Annotated in this window: 18 protein-coding genes; 7 read left to right on the top strand and 11 right to left on the bottom strand. The window is 70.7% G+C overall.

Going from position 1 to position 17,649, the window contains the following annotated elements; all coding sequences use genetic code 11:
- Nucleotides 1-137: 137 nt before the first annotated feature.
- Complete coding sequence (locus tag ABD817_RS25030; RefSeq protein WP_344920568.1) at nucleotides 138-1,436, bottom strand: DUF2252 domain-containing protein; 1,299 nt, start codon at nucleotides 1,434-1,436, stop codon at nucleotides 138-140.
- Between the two features lie 331 nt (nucleotides 1,437-1,767).
- On the opposite strand from ABD817_RS25030, the gene ABD817_RS25035 reads away from it, so the two are divergent.
- Together ABD817_RS25035 and ABD817_RS25040 are read left to right on the top strand one after the other, a co-directional pair.
- On the top strand, nucleotides 1,768-2,391 hold the full coding sequence (locus ABD817_RS25035; RefSeq protein ID WP_344920569.1) for an SDR family NAD(P)-dependent oxidoreductase: 624 nt from the start codon (nucleotides 1,768-1,770) through the stop codon (nucleotides 2,389-2,391).
- Nucleotides 2,392-2,435: 44 nt separating this feature from the next.
- The gene (locus tag ABD817_RS25040; RefSeq protein WP_344920813.1) at nucleotides 2,436-2,510 is read left to right on the top strand and encodes a hypothetical protein; all 75 of its coding nucleotides are present in this window, start codon (nucleotides 2,436-2,438) and stop codon (nucleotides 2,508-2,510) included.
- Nucleotides 2,511-2,585: 75 nt separating this feature from the next.
- Here ABD817_RS25040 and ABD817_RS25045 read toward each other — a convergent pair whose 3' ends face one another.
- The 8 genes from ABD817_RS25045 to ABD817_RS25080 form a co-directional block, all read right to left on the bottom strand.
- Nucleotides 2,586-2,903, bottom strand: a complete 318-nt coding sequence (locus tag ABD817_RS25045) for a hypothetical protein (RefSeq protein WP_344920570.1) — start codon at nucleotides 2,901-2,903, stop codon at nucleotides 2,586-2,588.
- Nucleotides 2,894-3,310 carry a hypothetical protein gene (locus tag ABD817_RS25050; protein ID WP_344920571.1) on the bottom strand — a complete coding sequence of 139 codons (417 nt, stop codon included), beginning with the start codon at nucleotides 3,308-3,310 and terminating at the stop codon, nucleotides 2,894-2,896. Before ABD817_RS25050 ends, ABD817_RS25045 begins: the two co-directional genes overlap by 10 nt.
- 57 nt (nucleotides 3,311-3,367) lie before the next feature.
- Nucleotides 3,368-4,216: a helix-turn-helix domain-containing protein gene (locus ABD817_RS25055; RefSeq protein WP_344920572.1), complete on the bottom strand. Its 849-nt coding sequence runs from the start codon at nucleotides 4,214-4,216 to the stop codon at nucleotides 3,368-3,370.
- Between the two features lie 9 nt (nucleotides 4,217-4,225).
- Nucleotides 4,226-4,741 carry a DUF6879 family protein gene (locus ABD817_RS25060; RefSeq protein ID WP_344920573.1) on the bottom strand — a complete coding sequence of 172 codons (516 nt, stop codon included), beginning with the start codon at nucleotides 4,739-4,741 and terminating at the stop codon, nucleotides 4,226-4,228.
- 5 nt (nucleotides 4,742-4,746) lie between these two features.
- The gene (locus ABD817_RS25065) at nucleotides 4,747-5,118 is read right to left on the bottom strand and encodes a hypothetical protein (RefSeq protein WP_344920574.1); all 372 of its coding nucleotides are present in this window, start codon (nucleotides 5,116-5,118) and stop codon (nucleotides 4,747-4,749) included.
- Between the two features lie 237 nt (nucleotides 5,119-5,355).
- The gene (locus tag ABD817_RS25070; RefSeq protein WP_344920575.1) at nucleotides 5,356-6,558 is read right to left on the bottom strand and encodes an FAD-dependent monooxygenase; all 1,203 of its coding nucleotides are present in this window, start codon (nucleotides 6,556-6,558) and stop codon (nucleotides 5,356-5,358) included.
- A 275-nt stretch (nucleotides 6,559-6,833) separates the two neighbouring features.
- Complete coding sequence (locus ABD817_RS25075) at nucleotides 6,834-10,019, bottom strand: AfsR/SARP family transcriptional regulator (protein WP_344920576.1); 3,186 nt, start codon at nucleotides 10,017-10,019, stop codon at nucleotides 6,834-6,836.
- 232 nt (nucleotides 10,020-10,251) lie between these two features.
- Nucleotides 10,252-10,605 (bottom strand): hypothetical protein, encoded by a 354-nt coding sequence (locus ABD817_RS25080; protein ID WP_344920577.1) that lies wholly within the window; start codon nucleotides 10,603-10,605, stop codon nucleotides 10,252-10,254.
- A gap of 136 nt (nucleotides 10,606-10,741) precedes the next feature.
- Here ABD817_RS25080 and ABD817_RS25085 point away from each other — a divergent pair, with 136 nt between their 5' ends.
- The 3 genes from ABD817_RS25085 to ABD817_RS25095 all read left to right on the top strand — a co-directional run bounded on the left by ABD817_RS25085 (nucleotide 10,742) and on the right by ABD817_RS25095 (nucleotide 13,102).
- Nucleotides 10,742-11,488: a GntR family transcriptional regulator gene (locus tag ABD817_RS25085; RefSeq protein ID WP_344920578.1), complete on the top strand. Its 747-nt coding sequence runs from the start codon at nucleotides 10,742-10,744 to the stop codon at nucleotides 11,486-11,488.
- A gap of 281 nt (nucleotides 11,489-11,769) precedes the next feature.
- Entirely contained in the window at nucleotides 11,770-12,384 is a 615-nt protein-coding gene (locus tag ABD817_RS25090; protein ID WP_344920579.1) for a GNAT family N-acetyltransferase, read from the top strand.
- A 43-nt stretch (nucleotides 12,385-12,427) separates the two neighbouring features.
- Complete coding sequence (locus ABD817_RS25095; RefSeq protein WP_344920581.1) at nucleotides 12,428-13,102, top strand: copper homeostasis protein CutC; 675 nt, start codon at nucleotides 12,428-12,430, stop codon at nucleotides 13,100-13,102.
- 87 nt (nucleotides 13,103-13,189) lie between these two features.
- Here the strand turns inward: ABD817_RS25095 and ABD817_RS25100 are convergent, their stop codons facing one another.
- Nucleotides 13,190-14,404: a DUF6986 family protein gene (locus ABD817_RS25100; RefSeq protein ID WP_344920582.1), complete on the bottom strand. Its 1,215-nt coding sequence runs from the start codon at nucleotides 14,402-14,404 to the stop codon at nucleotides 13,190-13,192.
- A gap of 138 nt (nucleotides 14,405-14,542) precedes the next feature.
- Nucleotides 14,543-15,883, bottom strand: coding sequence for an FAD-dependent oxidoreductase (locus ABD817_RS25105; RefSeq protein WP_344920583.1), 1,341 nt, complete (start codon nucleotides 15,881-15,883; stop codon nucleotides 14,543-14,545).
- Between the two features lie 456 nt (nucleotides 15,884-16,339).
- Here ABD817_RS25105 and ABD817_RS25110 point away from each other — a divergent pair, with 456 nt between their 5' ends.
- Both ABD817_RS25110 and ABD817_RS25115 read left to right on the top strand, forming a co-directional pair.
- The gene (locus tag ABD817_RS25110) at nucleotides 16,340-16,708 is read left to right on the top strand and encodes a hypothetical protein (RefSeq protein ID WP_344920584.1); all 369 of its coding nucleotides are present in this window, start codon (nucleotides 16,340-16,342) and stop codon (nucleotides 16,706-16,708) included.
- Between the two features lie 360 nt (nucleotides 16,709-17,068).
- Complete coding sequence (locus ABD817_RS25115) at nucleotides 17,069-17,632, top strand: hypothetical protein (protein WP_344920585.1); 564 nt, start codon at nucleotides 17,069-17,071, stop codon at nucleotides 17,630-17,632.
- Nucleotides 17,633-17,649 lie beyond the last annotated feature (17 nt).

The raw sequence follows: 17,649 nt of genomic DNA on the forward strand, positions 1-17,649 counted from the left end.
GGCGGCGAGGGGGCGGAGGGTATGCCCGGCCTCGGCGGGCGGCGAGGGGGCCGGACCGGGTGAGCGGCGAGGGGGGCCGGATCGGATGAGACATGCCCGGCCTCGGACAAGGCGTTTCGCGGAGGCCGGGCGAGGGGTCAGAGGCCGGGGAGGCGGCCGTTCCTGAACAGGTCGACGAAGAGACCGTGGTCGGCCCTCGCCCGAGCCCCGTAGGCGTGGGCGAAGCCGACGAGGCTGCGGGTGAAGCCGTCGGTGTCGCCGTCGATCACGGCCACGATCGCGTCCTCGGTGGAGAAGTCGACCAGGTCGTGGCTGGACTCGTCGTCGGCCACCGAGTGCATCCTGGCCACGGCCCGGCCCAGGTCGCGGATGACCGAGGCCAGCTCGTCCGGTTCGTTGACGTCACCCCAGGCCAGGTCGGCGGAGTAGGGGGAGACCTCGGCGACCAGCTGGCCGACGCCGTTCAGCGTGGTGTAGCCGAGCCACGGGTCGGCGTACGCCTGAAGGGCCCGCTGCGACTCCGCGGTGCGGTGGCCCTGGTGCCTGAAGTAGCCGTGCACCTTCTCGTCGGTGATGTGCCGCGCCACGGCCGGGACCTGGGCCTGCTTCATGTAGAGGATGACGTCGTTCTCCAGGGCCTGGGTGTGGCCCTCCAGGAGCATGTTGTACGAGGGCAGCCCGGCCGAGCCGATCCCGATGCCGGTGCGCAGCGCGAAGTCCTTGATCTTGTGCTCGACCTCCGAGACCGAGGGAAGGGTCGTCAGGTAGTCGCGGAAGGCCACCTCCACCGCCTCGCGGGTCTCCTGGTCCACCGGATAGCGGCCGTCCATGACGGCGAACCTGCGGTCGAAGTTCTCGACGGTGGTCTCCAGGTCCAGCAGCGCCACCCGGGTGTTCAGCCGGGCGAGCTGCAGCACCCGGTGGAGCACCCCGCTCGTGGTGTCCAGGGTGAGCGAGCCGATCGCGTCGTCCCCGCCCTCCGAGATGCCGTGCAGCTCGGAGAGGTACGAGTGGGCGAACTCGGTCACCAGGCCGGTGATGACGTCGTCCGACAGCGCCTTGGCGTACCCGATGAGCGCGACGCTGGCCGCGAAGCGCCGCAGGTCCCAGATGTACGGGCCGACGTAGGCCTCGTCGAAGTCGTTGACGTTGAACACCAGGACGCCCGAGGCGTTCATGTAGGTGCCGAAGTTCTCGGCGTGCAGGTCGCCGTGGATCCAGACGCGCCGCGTCTGCTCGTCGAGGAAGGCGTCGTCGGCGAACGCGCCGGTCATGTCCGCGTAGAACAGGCAGGCGCTGCCCCGGTAGAAGGCGAAGGGCGAGGCGGCCATCTTCCGGAACTTGCGCCGGAAGGCGGCGGGGTCGCGTTTCATGGAATCACCGAACTCGGTGATCAGGACGTCGAGAATGTGCGCCGAGCGCCCATCGGTGGTCATGGTGGGCAGATTAGGCGCGAGACCGAAACTCCGCCATATCCGGAGCATCACGGATCTGGAACGTACCAATGAACCCGGTCCGCCTCCGTCCGGTTCACGGGCCGGACGCCTCCCCGGGAGGGCGTCGACAACCGCGCCGGTCGATCATAGGTTCGCGGTGGGGCCCGGAGCGGCGGGAGGCAGAGGGGCTCGGAAGGGGAGCGGGCGCGAAGGCCGCGGGTTCCCGGGACGAAGGCGATGGCTCCGGCCACGGCGGCAGGGGAGCGCGGCAGGTGTGGACGCGGGGCCCGAAGGACGGCTGAGAGCTCACGGGAGAGGCGCGGAGGTCGGCATGGCGGTGCTGGAGGGTAGGACGGCGGTGGTCACCGGGGGGTCCCGGGGCATCGGCCGGGCGATCGTGGAGCGTCTCGCCCGCGACGGGGCGGACGTTCTCTTCAGCTACGCGAACGCCGCCGCGTCCGCGTCCGAGGTGGAACGGGTGGTCAAGGAGGCGGGCGGGAGCGCCCGCGCCGTCCAGGCCGACCTCGGGAAGCCGGGCGCCGCGGAGTGGCTGATGGAGACCGCCGAGGAGCTTCTCGGCGGCCTCGACATCCTGGTCAACAACGCCGCGCTGAACTTCACTCCGATCCCCATCGCGGAGACCACCGAGGAACTGTACGACCGCGCCATGGCGGTCAACGCCAAGGCCGCCTTCCTGACCATCCGGTACGCCGCCAGGCACATGCGTGACGGCGGCCGTATCGTCAACATCTCCACTCTCAACACCGTCCGCGCCGCGTCGGGCATCGCGCCCTACGTGGCGAGCAAGGGCGCCCTCGAACAGCTGACCTCCGTCGCGGCCCGCGAACTCGGCGAACGGGGCATCACCGTCAACACGGTCTCCCCGGGCGCCACGGACACCGACCTCCTGCGCGGCACCAACCCGGAGGAGCTCCTACCCAGATCGCCGCGCTGACCCCGCTCTCCCGCCTCGGCGCCCCCTCGGACATCGCGGACGTCGTGGCCTTCCTGGTGGGTCCCGACGGCCGCTGGCTCACCGGCCAGAACCTCCAGGCCAACGGAGGTCTCAGCTGAGGCTGAGGTAACCGTTCCGTCCGGCCCGCCTCACGCTCATCGGGGAGTCCGGGGAGTCCGGGGGGCTCAAAGAGCTTAGGGAGCCCGGGGAGTGGCGTCCCGGACTGGAGAACCCGGCGCCCGCGTCGGGCCGACCTTCGGCGCCGGACGTCTCGCCTGGCCTTCGCTCACCCCGCGCGCGGTCTCGTGGCGCGTCTGCAGGCGGGCTATGGCACCGTCCACGAGCCTGCCCAGCTCCCGCAGGTCCCGGACCTGGCGTGCGCGTTCCCTGGTCTCCCAGTCCTCGATGGCCGCGTGGATGCCGGGAAAGCCCGCGACCTTGACCTCGACCTCCTGCCCGTTGACCCTCCGGGTGGCCATGTCACCGAGGATGTGCCAGTCATTCACCGGCATTGCCGCCTCCCCTGGCCGCCTTCCTCGATCGCCGCGAGGACCACGTCCACCACCGCGTGCGGCCGGTCGGGTTTCACCGTCCGAATCTCGGCACCCGCCGAGGACGGGTGGACCAGGTAGCAGCCCGAGCGTCTGCCCACGGTCACCGAGGCGGCCATTCGCCCGCCGCCGTCGTAGGCGACCAGCTCGGGGACGCGTCGCCTGCGCTCCGCGATCGGAAGCGGCCTGCCGTCGCGGGACAGTCTCAGGACGACCGTGTGAACCGGTTTGGCCCGCACCCCTCGCGCCTTCAGCAGCCGCTGCACGAGGGCCAGGGACCTGCCGTGCTTCTCCGCCGTCGCGTCGGTCACCTCGTCGTTCTCGTATCCCTCGGCGAGGGGTTCTCCTGCTGTCTCTGAGGTCGTCATGCCTAAGACGGTAGGAACCGGAGTTGTCGGCTTCAAGGATGTTGCAAACAGTTGCAATCAGTCTGGCTCGTTATTCAGAACGGTGACGGCCTGAGTGATCAAGCCTCGCGCCTCCCTGCCGTATACAGCGGACTGGGCGAGTTGATCGAACGCCTTGGTGTAAAGGTTGATCTCTCCCGGCTGAGTCAGCTTAATTTCTGCTGATATCGTCTCAATCAAGACTTCTCGGGTGTCGAGAATCCAGAAGCCGTGCAGGGGAAGGTAGCCGTGGCGGGCGCGCGTGGGAATTATCCCCATACGCATACGGGGGAGTGTCGACATGACCAGCAGTCGGTCAAGCTGACCGGCCAGCACGTCCTTGCCGACCACCCCCAGTGTCAATACCGACTCGCAGAAGACCATATGGAAGCGACGGTCGCCTCGATAGAGAATTTGTTGCCGATCCATGCGAGCCTGTACGCCCGCCTCGATATCATCAGGCGTGCCGTGGAAGCCGGTGAAATATCTGAGCATCTGCTCCGCGTATGGAGCGGTCTGCAGCAGTCCCGGAACGGCGCATGCTTCGAAGGCGCGGAACAGGGTGGTTTCCGCCTCGAAGCGGACACTTTCCTTCTGGCGCTTCTTGGTTCCCGACCGTAGTTGCCTTCGCCATTCGACGAACATGGTGTCGATCGAGCGCACCGTGGCAAGCAGATCCGGAAGCTGATCCTCCATGTCGCAAAGGCGACACCAGGTTCGTACGTCCTCTTCCGATGCCTTCAGAACACCATGCTCAAGTTTGGAGATCTTGGTGAAATGCCACCCTGCCAAGGCCGCCAAGGTCCTGCCCGTCAGGCCGGCGTCGTTTCTGATGTCTCTGAGACGTACGCCGAAGGCTTCGCGGGCCTGGCGGGCGGGAGTGGACACGGGTAGAGCTTATTCGGTCACGTAGACCGCATGGGGAATGCCTCGTGACCAGGCTTGATCACGCACGGTTCGATAGCGTGCGATCAGCTCGGGGTCGTCCTCCAGGGCGAAGCCCCCTGAACGTCCGTCCGGCTCGAAAAGGCTGAGCACCAGCCCGTCGTCGTCGAACAGCCAGCAGTCTTCCGCGGGGAAACCGATGTCTTCCGCTTCGTGTCGAGGAAGATATCGAATCTCTTCCCCGGCTTCGATGTTGCCCGGGTTGAGGGTCATCTCCCATCGAATATAACGGGTATGAGGCTCGGTCACGATTCGCAGACGCTCGACCCTGACGCCCAAGGTCGTGACCTCTCGCAGGTGGTCGAGCCACTCCTGGTGCCACCCGAGGTCATCCGATTCTCCTTTGAGCCACTTCCCGAAGGGAATCTCTTCCGTTTCTACGTTGTAGACGTCTCTCAGTTCGAGATGCCACGCCCGCCGACTTGAGTGGAACATGTTCTTGAACTGTTCGTATGTGATCGGCTCCATCGGCTTTATCTGAGCAGAGCCACGACGTGTGCCTTGAGGACCTCGACACACGTTTCGTGGTCTGGGATGTCCATCATCGCGAGTGCTTCCGAGTCGGTCACCCTTTCCCCTTGGATGATGTAGTTTCCGTCCTCCTTGACGTGGACGATGGGGAAGACGAGGTTCGTCACCTCCCCGTTGAGCCCGTCTTTGGCGAGATGGGTGAGGAGCGGTGCCGGCACCTCCACGCATGTCTCGCCGTCCGACATGTTCAGCATGGCAAGAATGCCGATGTCGGTGACGATCCAGCCTTGCACGAGATAGGTGCCCCGCTCGGTGACGTAGAGGGTGGGGCTTTGGCCGCCGGTTGTCTCTTTGCCGAGGAACGTTGGCCGCATCGTACCGCCTCCGTGTGTTCTAGTTGCAGAATATTGCACTATGACTGCGATACTCGGTCCTGCATCCGGCGGCGTCAACCTCCTTGCGAATTGAGGTCTCGTGCGTTTGGCGGGCTTCGGTGAGGCTCCGGAAACCCCCGAGCCGGAGAGAGGGCCCTGAGCAGGATCGTCTGGGTGGATCTCAGCATTTTTCGACAGAGAACGTGCGGGACGTGGCAGGCGGGGCGGCGAGGGCGGTCAGTGCTCATAGTCCTTCAGGGTGATGGCGTTCGCCGTCTGCCGGATGCCCTTGGCGATCAGTCCCTTCCACGGCACGTAGGGCAGGAGCCGGTAGTTCTGGTTGACGAACCAGGCCATGAACCGGCTGTCGGGAACCATCCACTTGCCCACCCCGTCACCCGACTTCTGGCATCCCGTCGCGTACTCGCGCATGGCCTCCTCGTACCCGGCGAAGCCCGCGCGGTGGTCACCGCCCGCGGCGGCCAGTTCCCCGGCGAGGACGTAGGCGCCGATCATGGCCAGGCCGGTGCCCATGCCCGAGAGCGGCGAGGCGCAGCAGGCGGCGTCCCCGAGCAACGTGACCCGCCCGCGCGACCAGCTGTCGAGGTGAACCTGGCTGATCGAGTCGAAGTAGAAGTCCCGGGCGTCCCGCATCGCGTCCAGCAGCCGGGGGGCCTCCCAGCCGACGTCGGCGAACGCCTCGGCGAGGATCTTCTTCTGCTGCTCGACGTCGCGGCGGTCGTAGCTCAGCGGCGGGGAGGCGAAGTAGAACGTCGCCTTGGCCTCGGTGTTCCCCCGGGCGCTGTACATGCCGACGAGCTTGCCGGGAGTGTTGTAGATCCGCCCCGCGTGGTCGAGTCCGAGGTGGTTGGCGGTGGTGAAGATCGCGCAGTACAGGCCCATCTCCCTCACGAACCGCGACTCGGGCCCGAACGCGAGCGCCCGGACGGTGGAGTGCAGCCCGTCGGCCCCCACGACCAGGTCGAACCGGCGCGGCCCACCGCGTTCGAAGGTGACCTGTACGCCCTCCGCGTCCTCGGTGAGAGAGGTGATGGAGTCGTCGAAGAGGTACTCGACGTTGTCCCGGGTGCGCTCGTACAGGATGCGCGCCAGGTCGCCGCGCAGGATCTCCACGTCGCCGCTGAAGACGTCGGCGGGCATGCTGGAGATCTTCTTGCCCGCGGCGTTGACGTACGCCATCGCGCCCATGTTCGTCCGCTCGCGCCGGATGTCGTCCAGGATCCCCATCCGGTCGAGCACGGTGAGGTGTGCCTCGCCGCGGAAGTCGACCGCGTAGCCGCCGTCGCGGACGCCGGGTGCCCGCTCCACGATCGTGGGGGTGAAGCCGTGGCGGTGCAGCCAGTGGGCCAGCGCCGGACCGGCGACGCCGGCCCCGGAGATCAGGATGTTCGTGTTCTTGAGCCGCGGTGTGGTGTTCATGAGGAGAGCCTGTCCAAGGGCGCTCACCGCTCGCTCACGACGTGCTCACCACCTTTCCGGCCGCTCACCGCTCGCGGTGAGCGCCCCGCGCGCGCCCAAGAACGTCCCGGACAAGCCGAGCGCCCTGCGAGGGCGGACGCCCTGCGCATACTGAAAGCGCCGTACGCGCCGAACACCCCATACGCGCCGAACACCCCGTAAACGCTGAGCACCCCATGCACACCGAGCACCCATGCACACCGAGCACCCCGTACGTCCGGAGGCCCCCGGGCCGGTCAGCCGGGCAGGGCCGGTTTGTGGTCGGCGAGGCCGCTGAGCGGTGAGGTCCGGATGAAGGTCTCGGAGACGCCGGCCAGGCGGAGCGCGGCCGTCGCGGACAGGCGCGCCCCCTCGCCGTGGGCGGCCTCGTACGGCGTCTCGCCCAGCGCGGCCCGCACGGCGTCGGCCGTACGGGAGACGTCGGGGTCGTCCTCGACGGCGATGCCCCGCAGGGCGACGGCCGCGCCGAGCAGCAGGGCGGCGCCGGGGGCGTCCCCTTCGAGCAGGGCGATTCCCGCCAGGGCCTCGACCGGGCGGGCGCTCTCGGTGATCGCCCCCGTTTCCACCGCCACCTCGGCGGCCCGCCGGTGCAGGGCGCGGGCCTCGGTGAGATCGCCGGAGACCTCGGCGATCCTGCCGAGCCCGAGGAGCGCGGCCGTCCGGTTTCCCGCGCTCTTCACCCAGTGCGTCTCGAACCGGTCGAGCGCCTGCTCGTACAGCACGCGCGCCCCGGTCAGGTCGCCCTCCAGCCGCGCGATGTCGCCGAGGCCGCGCAGCGCCGCGGCCAGGTAGGTGGGACTGCCCGCGCGGCGGGCGACCTCGGCCGCCCGCTCGTAGTCGGCGCGCGCCTCGGGAAGACCGGTGCCCGCCGGGTCCTTCCCGGCCCGGGTGGCCTGGACGCGGTAGTCGCCCCGGTTGCACAGCAGGTCGGGAATGTCCTCCAGGGCGCCGAGCCGCTCGGTGAGGGCGATGGCCTCGTCGGTCAGGGCGATCGCCTTCCCCGGGTCGCCGCGCAGGGCGGCCAGACCGGCGAGCGCGTCCAGGGCCAGCGACGTCCCCCACCGGTCACCCAGCGAGCGGAAGGCGTCGGCGGCCGAGGTGAACTCCTCCTCGGCCTGCGCCAGGTCCCCGGCGGCGAGCTGCGGGTATCCCCACAGCAGGTGGACGACGGCCCTCTCCCAGGGGTCGGTCCCCGCCCGCCCTCGGGCGATCACCGCGAGGGCGACCCTCGGATCCTCCGCGGCGGAGTTGACCATCGGCCAGAGGAAGGTGACGACCGGGTGGCGGTGCGGCCGGTCCGGGTCGACGACGGCCGCCTCGGCCGTGGCCCGGTGACGCTCCCACGCCTCCCGGCCACCGCCACCGGCCGCCGCCGCCAGGGCGCAGAGCACGTACCCATCGCCGAGCCCCGGGGGAGGGCTGTCGCCGATCGTGTCCAGGAGCGTGACCGCCGGTGCCGTCGCCAGGGTCCGCATACCGCGCATCCAGAAATACGGTGACAGGAAGGCGAACAGCGCGAGGGCGAGCTCGACCTCCCCTGACTCGGAGGCCCAGCGCAGCGCGCCCTGGAGGTTGGCGTCCTCCGCGACGAGGACCTCCAGCCACCGGAGCTGCTCGGCACGCCGCAGGTGGGGATCCGCCTCCCTCGCCAGCTCCAGGAAGTGGTCCGCGTGCGCGCGCCGCAGGGCCTCGGACTCCCCGGCCGCCTCCAACTGTTCGGCGCAGTAGGCGTGGATCGTGTCGAGCATCCGGTAGCGCCCGCCGCCCACTTCCACCAGGGACTTGTCGGCGAGGGAGTCCAGCACGTCCTCGGCGTCGGGCACCCCGCAGACCCGCGCCACGGCCTCGGCGGTCGCGCCGCCGGAGAAGACCGTCAGGCGCCTGGCCAGCACCTGCTCGGCTTCGGACAGCAGATCCCAGCTCCACGCCACGACCGCGCGCAGCGTCCTGTGCCTGGCGTCGGCCGTACGGCTGCCCCGCGACAGCAGGCGGAACCGGTCGTCCAGGCGGGCGGCGAGCTCGGGGAGCTCGTACGTGCGGGCCCTGGCCGCCGCGAGCTCGATGGCGAGCGGCAGTCCGTCGAGCTCGCGGCAGATCCGCCGTACGATCTCGGCCCCGGTCTCGTCCGGCGCGAAACCGGGGCGTACGGCCGAGGCCCGGTCGGCGAAGAGCCGCGCGGCGGGCGACGGGCCGAGTGGCCGGACCGGCCACAGGTTCTCGCCGGTGATGCCGAGCGGCTCCCGGCTCGTCGCCAGGACGCGCAGCTCCGGGCATCCGGCGAGCAGCCGCGCGACCAGGTCCGAGGCCGCCTCGACGACGTGTTCGCAGTTGTCGAGGACGAGCAGCGGCGGCCGGTCGGCCAGCGCCGCGAGCAGCCGGGAGACGGGCTCCGTCTCCTCGGGCACGGTGAGCAGCCCGCTCTCGCGGAGACCGAGCGCGCCGAGCAGGGTCTGCGGCAGCCGCCGCCCGTCGCGCAGCGCCGCGAGTTCGACGAAGCGGACGTCCGGCAGCCCGCTCGCGATCTCGATCGACAACCTGGTCTTGCCCGCCCCGCCGGGGCCGAGCAGGGTGACCAGGCGCGTCGTCCCGAGCAGCCGGGTGACCTCGGCGAGGTCCTCGTCGCGGCCCACGAAGCTCGTCAGCTGCGCCGGTGGCGCGGGCGGCTCGTACGGCCGCTCCCCCTGGAGCAGTTCCCGGTGGACGGCCGTCAGCTCGGCCGAGGGGTCCGCGCCGAGCTCGTCCGCGAGCAGCCGCCGCGTCTCCTCGAACGCGAGCAGGGCCTCCGCCTGCCTGCCACCCGCCCGCAGGGCGCGCATGAGAAGGCTCCTGAGCCTTTCCCGAAGCGGGTGCCGGGCGGTCAGCTCCCGCAGCTCGGGCACCGCGGCGCGATGCTCGCCCCGCTGGAGGTCGGCCTCGATGCGGTCCTCCAGGGCGCCGAGCCTGCGCTCCTCCAGCCGCAGCACCAGGGCCCGCACGGAGGCGGCGTCCGCGGCGTCGGCGAGCGCGGGTCCCCGCCACAGGTCCAGGGCCTCCCGCAGCAGTACGGCCGCCCCTGCCGGGTCCCCGCCGAGCAGGGCCCGGCGTCCCTCGTCCGACAGCCGCTCGAAGCGGTGGGCGTCGAGGTCGCCCGGATCGACCGCGAGCCGGTACCCCGAGGGGACGGCCTCGATCTCGGCCTCGCCCCCCAGGGCCTGGCGGAGCCGGGACACCTGCGACTGCAGGGCGTGCGCCGCCCCTCCCGGTGGCCGCGAGCCATAGAGGTCGTCGATCAGGAGGTCGGCCGTCACCACCTCGCCGGCGCGGGCGAGCAGCAGGCCCAGCAGCGCCCGCCGGGCCGGTCCGCCGACCCGTACCTCGCCGTCGTCGTCACCGTCGACGCTCTCGTGCCACGCCCGCGTGGTGCCCAGGATCCCGAACCGCATGAGGGCAATTGTCGTCCCTCGCGCGGTTCACGTCTTCCGTCCCGACGGGCCGCCCGCCGCCGGAAGCGGGGGGTGAGGGGAGGCGAGCGGCCACGCCCTGGTGGGTCCCGTCCCGTGGACGCGATCCCGTGATGGGAAGCGCGCCCTGGCGGGCGTGGGGGACCCGCCAGGACGCGTTCCGTCCCCGGCGCGGCGGTGGAGGACCCCGGCGAGGGATGGGGTCCTCGACCTGCTAGTCGCGCTCGGAGTCTGTGGCGGCGAAGGTGCGGACCGGGTGGTCCGCCTCCTCCTCCGATAGGTCGTCGTCGGGTGCGGGCCGCCGGTAGTGCCGTGAGATGAGGCGGGCCGCCCCCACCGGGTCGTCGGCCGGATGGGACGACTCGACGCCGTCCTCATTCCAGATGAAGAGCCCGTGTTTGCACCAGACAGTCAGATCGGTCAGCACCGAGAGCACGGACATGCCGTTCCCGTTGCTCTGGTAGGTGTGGGTGAATCCCTGGCGGTGCAACGCGTAGCGCAGCAGACGTGTCGCCTCGCGGGGATCGCGCCAGGGCAGGTTCGGCGTGTCCGTGCGGACCGACAGCACCGGTCTCCACCCCCTCGCTGACCTTTCGATGGATTTGTACCAACGATTGGATGATGCGGGTCTTGGGAGGTTGGGTCAAGGGGCTGTTCCCCGCTAGAACCAGATCGTCTAGTTTTGTTGGCACAAAGGGGACTTAATGGCACGGTCAACGCTGTATCAACAGGTGGCCTCCGACCTGCGGAGGACCATCTACTCCGGTGCGCTCGGACCGGGGGATCAGCTGCCGACCGAGGCGGAGCTCATGCTCGCGCACCAGGTGAGCCGCAACACCGTACGGCTCGCCCTCGGCGAGCTCGTGAACGAGGGCCTGGTCACCCGCACCCCCCGCAGGGGCACCGTCGTCAGGGAACGCCGCCCGCTGCTCATGCACCCCCAGCGCGAGCTGCAGCCGCGCCGCGAGGAGACCCTGGAGGCCTTCGCCTGGGCCGTCTCCCGCGAGGGACGCGCGCCGAGTCAGGAGATCGAGGTCTCGATCGTGCAGCCGGTCGAGGAGATCGCCAGCAGGCTGGAGCTCGCGGACGACGAGCTCGCCGTGGTCCGCCGCAGGCTGCGCTTCGTGGACGGCCAGCCGTACAACACCAACGACTCCTACTTCCCCCTGGCCCTGGTCGCCGACTCCGAGATCACCCGCCCCGGCGACATCGTGCGCGGGGCGAACAAGGTCCTGGAGGAACTCGGCCACCGGCAGGTGCGGGTGGTGGACGACATCTGGGCGCGGATGCCCAACAGCGCCGAGACCGAGCGGCTCCAGCTCCAGCTCGGCACGCCGGTCGTCGTCTACATCCGGGTCGGCTACGACGAGGACGACACCCCCGTACGCGTGGCGGTGTCGGTCCTGCCCGCGGACAAGCACCTGATCCGGTACGAGCTGGAAAGCCGTTGACGTCTCCGTGACCGCCCTGACGGGCCGGCCCCCGTTCCGCCCGCGCCGCGGGCGAGTACGGGGCCGTGCCCGCCAGGTGGCTAGACGCCGCTCTCCCCGCTCTCCCCGCACGCCCGCGCCTTTCGCCACGGCCGGTCTCTCCCCGCTTCCCCTCCCGATCGCGGTCTCACCGCTCGCCTCAGGCCCCTAGGCATCCGCCTAGCCCGGCATGGACGCCGTGCGCCATCACATGGACACGCTCCGTGTCACCTCATGTACCGAACGCAACGAAGGGATGAACCATGCACTCGAACACCGCCAGTCCCACCGCTACGCGCCCGTTCACGCTGCGCAGGGCCACGGACGGTGACCTCGACGGGGTGCTCGCGCTCCTCGCCGAGACCGCCGGGTGGCTGAACGGCCGCGGCGTACGGCAGTGGCCCGCCGGCGGCTTCCCCGCCGGGCGCATCACCCCGCTGATCGGCGAGGGGGTCCTGTACCTGCTGGACGGGGCGGAGGGGGAGAGCGGGCTCATCGCGACCCTCGCCCTGGACGGCCACGCCGACCCCGAGTTCTGGAACCGGGGAGACGACCCCGGCTCGGCGCTCTACGTCCACAAGCTGGCCGTGGCGCGTGACCACGCCGGTACGGGCCTGGGGGAGGCGCTCCTCGACTGGGCGGGCCTGCGGGCCCTGGCCATGGGGAAAAGATGGCTCAGGCTTGACTGCTCCAAGGACAACCTGAGGTTGCAGGACTACTATCGGGGACAGCGTTTCGCGCATCTCCGCACGGTCGACCTGCCGCATCGCGCCTCCGGAGCCCTGTTCCAGCGGCCGGGGGGCCTGCGCGCTCGCGCGTCCGGCCTCGCGCTGCCCTTCTCGGACCGTCGGGGGGCGCCCGTCCCCGAGCATGTCTGAACCACGGCGATCCCAGGACAAAGTCATCCGATAGCCTCCAATCATGACCGGATCCTTGCTTGAGGTGATCACGCTTGATGTGCGTGACGCCGTCGCCGCAGAAGCGGGCGGCGCCGATCGCCTGGAGGTCGTCGCCGACATGGCCTCCGACGGGCTCACCCCGGCGGCGGAAACGGTCGCGGCGATCTCCAAGGAGTGCGCGCTTCCGCAGATGGTGATGTTGCGCGGTGAGGCCTCGTTTCTGGCCACGCCCGAGTCGCTGAAGGCCCTGAGCCGCGATGCCAGGGCCCTCGCCGACGCGGGCGCGGCCGGGTTCGTGTTCGGTTTCCTCGACGAGGCCGGTGCGGTCGACCTGGCCGCCACCGAGGCGCTCATCCACGCTGTCGCGCCGCTGCCCTGGACCTTCCACCGGGCGGTGGACCACGCGGCCGACACCCAGGCGAGCTGGCGCGCGGTCCGTCTCCTGCCCAACCTCGCCACCGTGCTCACCTCGGGTGCGCCCGGTGGCGTGGCGGACGGGCTGCCGCTGCTCAAGACCCGGTGCGAGGCCGGCGACGGCCCGTTGATCATGGCGGGCGGCGGGCTGCGTCCCGGCCACGTCGGAGCGCTGATGGAGTACGGCGTGCGGGCCTTCCACGTCGGCAGCGCCGTGCGGGCGTCCTGGTCGGACCCGGTCGACGCCCGCCGGGTCCGCGAGTGGCGCACCCTCATCGACTGAGGCCCGCCGGGCCTCTCTATGCCTCTACGGCGACCCGCCGTGGAACGCCGGGCTCCTCAGCTGTGCCGTCCGGCCGGGTGTCCGGAGTCAGGCCGGTGGCTCCGCGGGGCCGGTGCCCAGCGCCAGGTCGGCGCGGCGGAGGGCGGCGGCCATGGTCCTGACCGTGGCGGGCTCGTCCATCACGCCCTCACCGGCGTCGCGCCGCTCCTCCCAGGCGCGCACCCGGCGGGTGTACTCCCCGTACCGGGACAGGTGGAAGGCGTAGACCGCCGCGTACCGGCTGACCAGGTGTGACGGGTGCATGTCCCAGCCCTGGTAGAAACCGTGGGACAGGGAGTGCCCGACCAGCTCCGCGTGGCGCCGCCACAGGTCCAGCACGTCACTCCTGCCGTCCGAGGCGGGAGAGGCGGCCAGCGACCCGTCCGACAGCTCCACCCCGGTCCCGGCGAAGACGGTCCGCATGACGTGCCTGGCGTGGTCGCAGACGGGGTGGTCCAGCCGCTGCTCGTGCGGGGGAAGGGCGCAGCTCGCCGTGTAGTCGAAGACGCCGAAGTGCGCCGCCGCCAGCCTGCCCCGCAGGGAGGTCACCAGGCCCGCGTCCAGGAACAGCACCGTCTGCGGCGCCTCCACCTGGATCTCGAACCTCAGCGTGCCCCGGCCGAGGCCCAGCCCGTCCTCCAGCGCGTCGAGGCAGTCGGCGAACTGGTCCAGGTAGTCCCTCATCAGCACCTTCGGGAAGGTGACGACGAACCCCTCGGGCAGGTGCCCGGCCCGGTCGGCCACACCGGTGAGGAAACCGTCCAGGGTCCTGACGGCGCGGACCGGGTCGCCGTCGGCGAACGACTTCACCCTCGGCCCCCAGCGCCGGGGGAGCGTCCCGGCCGCGTGCATGGCCGCGATCGCCTTGGCGGCGGCGGAGGCGTGGCCGTCCTCCTCCCCGGGGCGCGTCCCGTAGCCGTCCTCGAAGTCGATCCGCAGGTCCTCGACGGGCTCCCGGGCGAGCTTGGCGGCCACCCTCTCGTGCACGGCCCCGGCGACGTCCCCGCCCGGGTCGAGGGACACGCCGGGCGTGGTGCCGAGGATCGTGGCGAGGTCGCCCACCGGCAGGTGCCGCCGGAACAGCTCCAGCGCGGCGTCACCCCACTCCCGCGTCGTCCCGGCGTCGAACCGGTCGGCCGGGACGTAGACCGTGTGCACGGGCTGCCACTCGACCGGCCGGTACGGGTACAGCGCGGACTGCTCGCGATGGGTCCGCTCGAAACCCGGGATCAGGGCGGACGGGTCGGCGAGCGTGACGCGCATACTGGTGTTCCTCCTGGACGTGCCGTTTCGAGGGGAAGTTGCCGGTTCGGGGAAACCTGGCGGTCCGGCGGGCCCGGCCGCCTCGCCGGTCCGGGCCGGGCCGGCCTGGTCCAGGTCGAGCCAGGCAGGGCGGCCCGTTCAGCCGGTCTCCAGGTCGCTTTCCCGCAGTTGCTCCCGATCGCAGGCGGTGAGCATGGCCGCGAGGCCGAGGAGCTTCACCCGCTCGCCCCGGTCGAGGGATCTGGCCAGGGCCGCCTCGGCCGCCTCGATGGACAGCCAGTGCTCGTAGGTGATCGGCGAGACGCCCCGGGCGGCGAGAAGGTCGTCCAGGTCCGTCCGGGGTTCCGGATCATGGTCGGCGCGGTTGGCGAGATCGGCGAGGAGGGTGCGGACCGTCTCGGCGGCGTCGGACTTGTTGGTGCCGATCACGCCGGTGGGGCCCCGCTTGAGCCAGCCCGCGACGTACTCGCGGTCACGGACCCGGCCGGCCTCGTTCGGCACGGTCATGGTGGTCTCGGAGAAGGGGACGCCGGGCAGTGGCACGCTCTGGTAGCCGACCGAGCGCAGCACCATGCCGACCGGGAGGGTCTCGAACTCGCCGGTGCCGACGACCCGGCCGTCCACCAGCCGGGTGCGTTCCAGCCTGAGCGCCTCCACCCGTCCCTCGCCGAGGATCTCCACCGGACGCATCCAGAACCGCACGTCCAGCCGCCGAGGGCGGCCCATGGAGGCACGGGCGGCCCAGCTCCGCAGGACCTCGACGTTCCCCCGGACCTGCCGGGACGCCGCCGTGACGTCCGCCACGCACTCCTCGGCCCGTACGCGCACGTCCGCGTTGGCCAGCTCGCCCAGCTCCCTGAGCTCCTTCAGGGTGAACTTGGCGTGCTCGGGCCCCCGGCGTCCGACCATGTGGACGGTCTTCACCTCGCTGGCGGCCAGCCGGGTCAGCACCTCCTCGGGCACGTCCGTGGCACGCAGCTCCTCGGCGGTCTTGGCCAGGACGCGCACCACGTCGACCGCCACGTTGCCCACGCCGATCACCGCGACCTCGGGGCTGTCGAGGACGAAGCGGTCGGCGGGCATGTCGGGGTGGCCGCAGTACCAGTTGACGAAGTCGGTGGCGGCCACGCTGCCCGGCAGGTCCTCGCCGGGAATGCCCATCCGCCGGTCCACCATCGCGCCGGTGCAGTAGACGACCGCGTCGTAGCAGGCGAGCAGGTCGGTGACGTCGACGTCCTTGCCCAGCTCGACACCACCGAGGAACCGCACCTCGGGAAGCTCCAGCACGCCGCGCAGGTAGTCCGCTATCGACTTGATCGAGGTGTGGTCGGGAGCCACCCCGTACCGGACCAGCCCGTACGGCGTCGGCAGCCGTTCCAGCACGTCCACCCTGAGAGGAACGGCGGCCTGCTTCGTCAGGGCCTCGGCGGTGTAGATCCCGGCTGGTCCTGACCCCACGATCGCGACTCGCAGTGACATATCGCCTCCTCGGCGTTGGATGTCATGAACGCGATGCCCTGTTCGATTCTGTATCACCGAGGGGGCAACCTGCCAGACTCACGCGCCGACATGATCGAGTTGTTCGCCGGGCATCCGGCCCCGGCCGGTGCGCGCCACCTCTCCGGCCCGCGCTCCGGCGGGCGACCGGCTCGGCCGGTCTCGTGGCGTACGGTCGGCCACCAAATCAACACTTGCGGGGACAAGCCCGGCGGATCACAGTTGGTTCTCGTGAGTTCAGGAGCGGAGAAGCGCCGCAAAGCGGATGCCCGGCGTCCAAAGGACGGTCCGCTCCAGGGCGCGAGAGGACCACGAGGAACAGGACGCACTCCCGGCTCGTCCGGCACCCCGGGTGCCCCCGGTGCCCCTGGTGCTCTCGGTGCTCCCGGTGAGGGACGGCCCTCGCGTGGACTCCGGTACGAGGCGTTCGGGCGGGTGATGGCCGCGCTGGCGGGCGAGTCGGAGCTCCTGGAGTCCTGCCGCGACCTGACCTGGTGGCGCGGGGCCGACCACGGCTGGCACATCGAGTGGCGCGACGGCCCCGGCGCGGCCGACATCGCCGCCGTACTGGCCAGGCAGGTCCGCGACCCCGGCTGCCCCGACGCCCTGGTCACCCGCTCGGGGCCCGCCACGGCCGGTGGCGCCACGCTGGACGTCATGGGCGTTCCGTTCGTCCTGCGCGCCGTCGACCCCGTGCACCGCGAGCGCTTCCGAGGCAGGGCCGGCCTGCGCCGCCTCGGTGAGGCGCTCGACACCACCCGCAGGACCACCTCCCGCCACCCCTGGGAGGTTTTGCTCGGCGGCTGACGCCCCGGAGGCCGCCACCCGCCCGGGGCGGCGGCGAACCGATCCCGGGACGTCCGGACGCCGGAGGGGGGCCGGAACGCCGGGTGAGAAGGGCGCGGGCGGTGTCGCGGAGCTCCGGCCGGTCTTCCCGAATCTGCCGGAGAAGGTCGTGGAAATGCCCGAGGAAAGGCTCGCGGCGGCAGTGTTATCAAGCGCTCGCTTGCTTTACGAATTTGACATATTCGGGGCATTACCCCAGGTCAGATACACTGTTGATAGCCACTAGCGAATGTGATCGGGGGATCAGTGGCTTTGGCAGAACGTAATTACATGCTTGACTTCGTCGCGGGAGACCGTCGGGATCGTGCCATTCTCCGGCACATGGTCCTCTCGCTCTTCGTGGGGATGCTGCTCGGTGGTGTCGGAGCGCTGCTGGCTTACGGCCCCGACCTGCTGTACGCGCTTTACAACCCGTACGCGTACCTTCTCCTCGTCGTCGTCATGGGGCGGACCGCGGCCGGTTTCGGCTGGGCGGTGCTCTCGAGCGTGCTGGCCGCGTTCGGGCCGATCCTCTCGCTGCTCGTCGCCACGATCTTCGAGTCGAACGCCTGGCTCGTGAGCCTCGGTGGCGGCGCCTCGATGAACCTCATGATCGCGAATCTCGTCGCGATCGGCGTCCTCTCCTACCTCGCCAAACGCTACGACCGCTGGGGAGACGTCGCGGCCGGTGGCGCGGCCGGGCTCGCCCTGTTCGACGGGATCGACAAGGCGATGCCCGGCGGGCCCGAGCACGTCTCCGGTTTCTGGCCGTGGGGTGTCACGGTCGTGGCCGCGATCGCGCTGGGGATGCTGGTGTCGCTGGGACGCGGCTGCGACCGGGTCTGCTCCGCGCTGATCGCGCTGGTCCTCGGGGCCTCGTACTTCGTTTTCCTCACCGGCCTCTGAGGCCACACCGCCCGGCC

The sequence above is a fragment of the Streptosporangium oxazolinicum genome (assembly GCF_039537505.1).
Taxonomy (GTDB): domain Bacteria; phylum Actinomycetota; class Actinomycetes; order Streptosporangiales; family Streptosporangiaceae; genus Streptosporangium; species Streptosporangium oxazolinicum.

Bases quoted from the DNA above. Each gene is read 5' to 3' on its own strand.
- ABD817_RS25030 (WP_344920568.1), bottom strand. From the start codon at position 1,436: ATGACCACCGATGGGCGCTCGGCGCACATTCTCGACGTCCTGATCACC.
- ABD817_RS25035 (WP_344920569.1), top strand. From the start codon at position 1,768: ATGGCGGTGCTGGAGGGTAGGACGGCGGTGGTCACCGGGGGGTCCCGG.
- ABD817_RS25045 (WP_344920570.1), bottom strand. From the start codon at position 2,903: ATGCCGGTGAATGACTGGCACATCCTCGGTGACATGGCCACCCGGAGG.
- ABD817_RS25050 (WP_344920571.1), bottom strand. From the start codon at position 3,310: ATGACGACCTCAGAGACAGCAGGAGAACCCCTCGCCGAGGGATACGAG.
- ABD817_RS25060 (WP_344920573.1), bottom strand. From the start codon at position 4,741: ATGGAGCCGATCACATACGAACAGTTCAAGAACATGTTCCACTCAAGT.
- ABD817_RS25065 (WP_344920574.1), bottom strand. From the start codon at position 5,118: ATGCGGCCAACGTTCCTCGGCAAAGAGACAACCGGCGGCCAAAGCCCC.
- ABD817_RS25070 (WP_344920575.1), bottom strand. From the start codon at position 6,558: ATGAACACCACACCGCGGCTCAAGAACACGAACATCCTGATCTCCGGG.
- ABD817_RS25075 (WP_344920576.1), bottom strand. From the start codon at position 10,019: ATGCGGTTCGGGATCCTGGGCACCACGCGGGCGTGGCACGAGAGCGTC.
- ABD817_RS25085 (WP_344920578.1), top strand. From the start codon at position 10,742: ATGGCACGGTCAACGCTGTATCAACAGGTGGCCTCCGACCTGCGGAGG.
- ABD817_RS25090 (WP_344920579.1), top strand. From the start codon at position 11,770: ATGCACTCGAACACCGCCAGTCCCACCGCTACGCGCCCGTTCACGCTG.
- ABD817_RS25095 (WP_344920581.1), top strand. From the start codon at position 12,428: ATGACCGGATCCTTGCTTGAGGTGATCACGCTTGATGTGCGTGACGCC.
- ABD817_RS25100 (WP_344920582.1), bottom strand. From the start codon at position 14,404: ATGCGCGTCACGCTCGCCGACCCGTCCGCCCTGATCCCGGGTTTCGAG.
- ABD817_RS25105 (WP_344920583.1), bottom strand. From the start codon at position 15,883: ATGTCACTGCGAGTCGCGATCGTGGGGTCAGGACCAGCCGGGATCTAC.
- ABD817_RS25110 (WP_344920584.1), top strand. From the start codon at position 16,340: ATGGCCGCGCTGGCGGGCGAGTCGGAGCTCCTGGAGTCCTGCCGCGAC.
- ABD817_RS25115 (WP_344920585.1), top strand. From the start codon at position 17,069: ATGGTCCTCTCGCTCTTCGTGGGGATGCTGCTCGGTGGTGTCGGAGCG.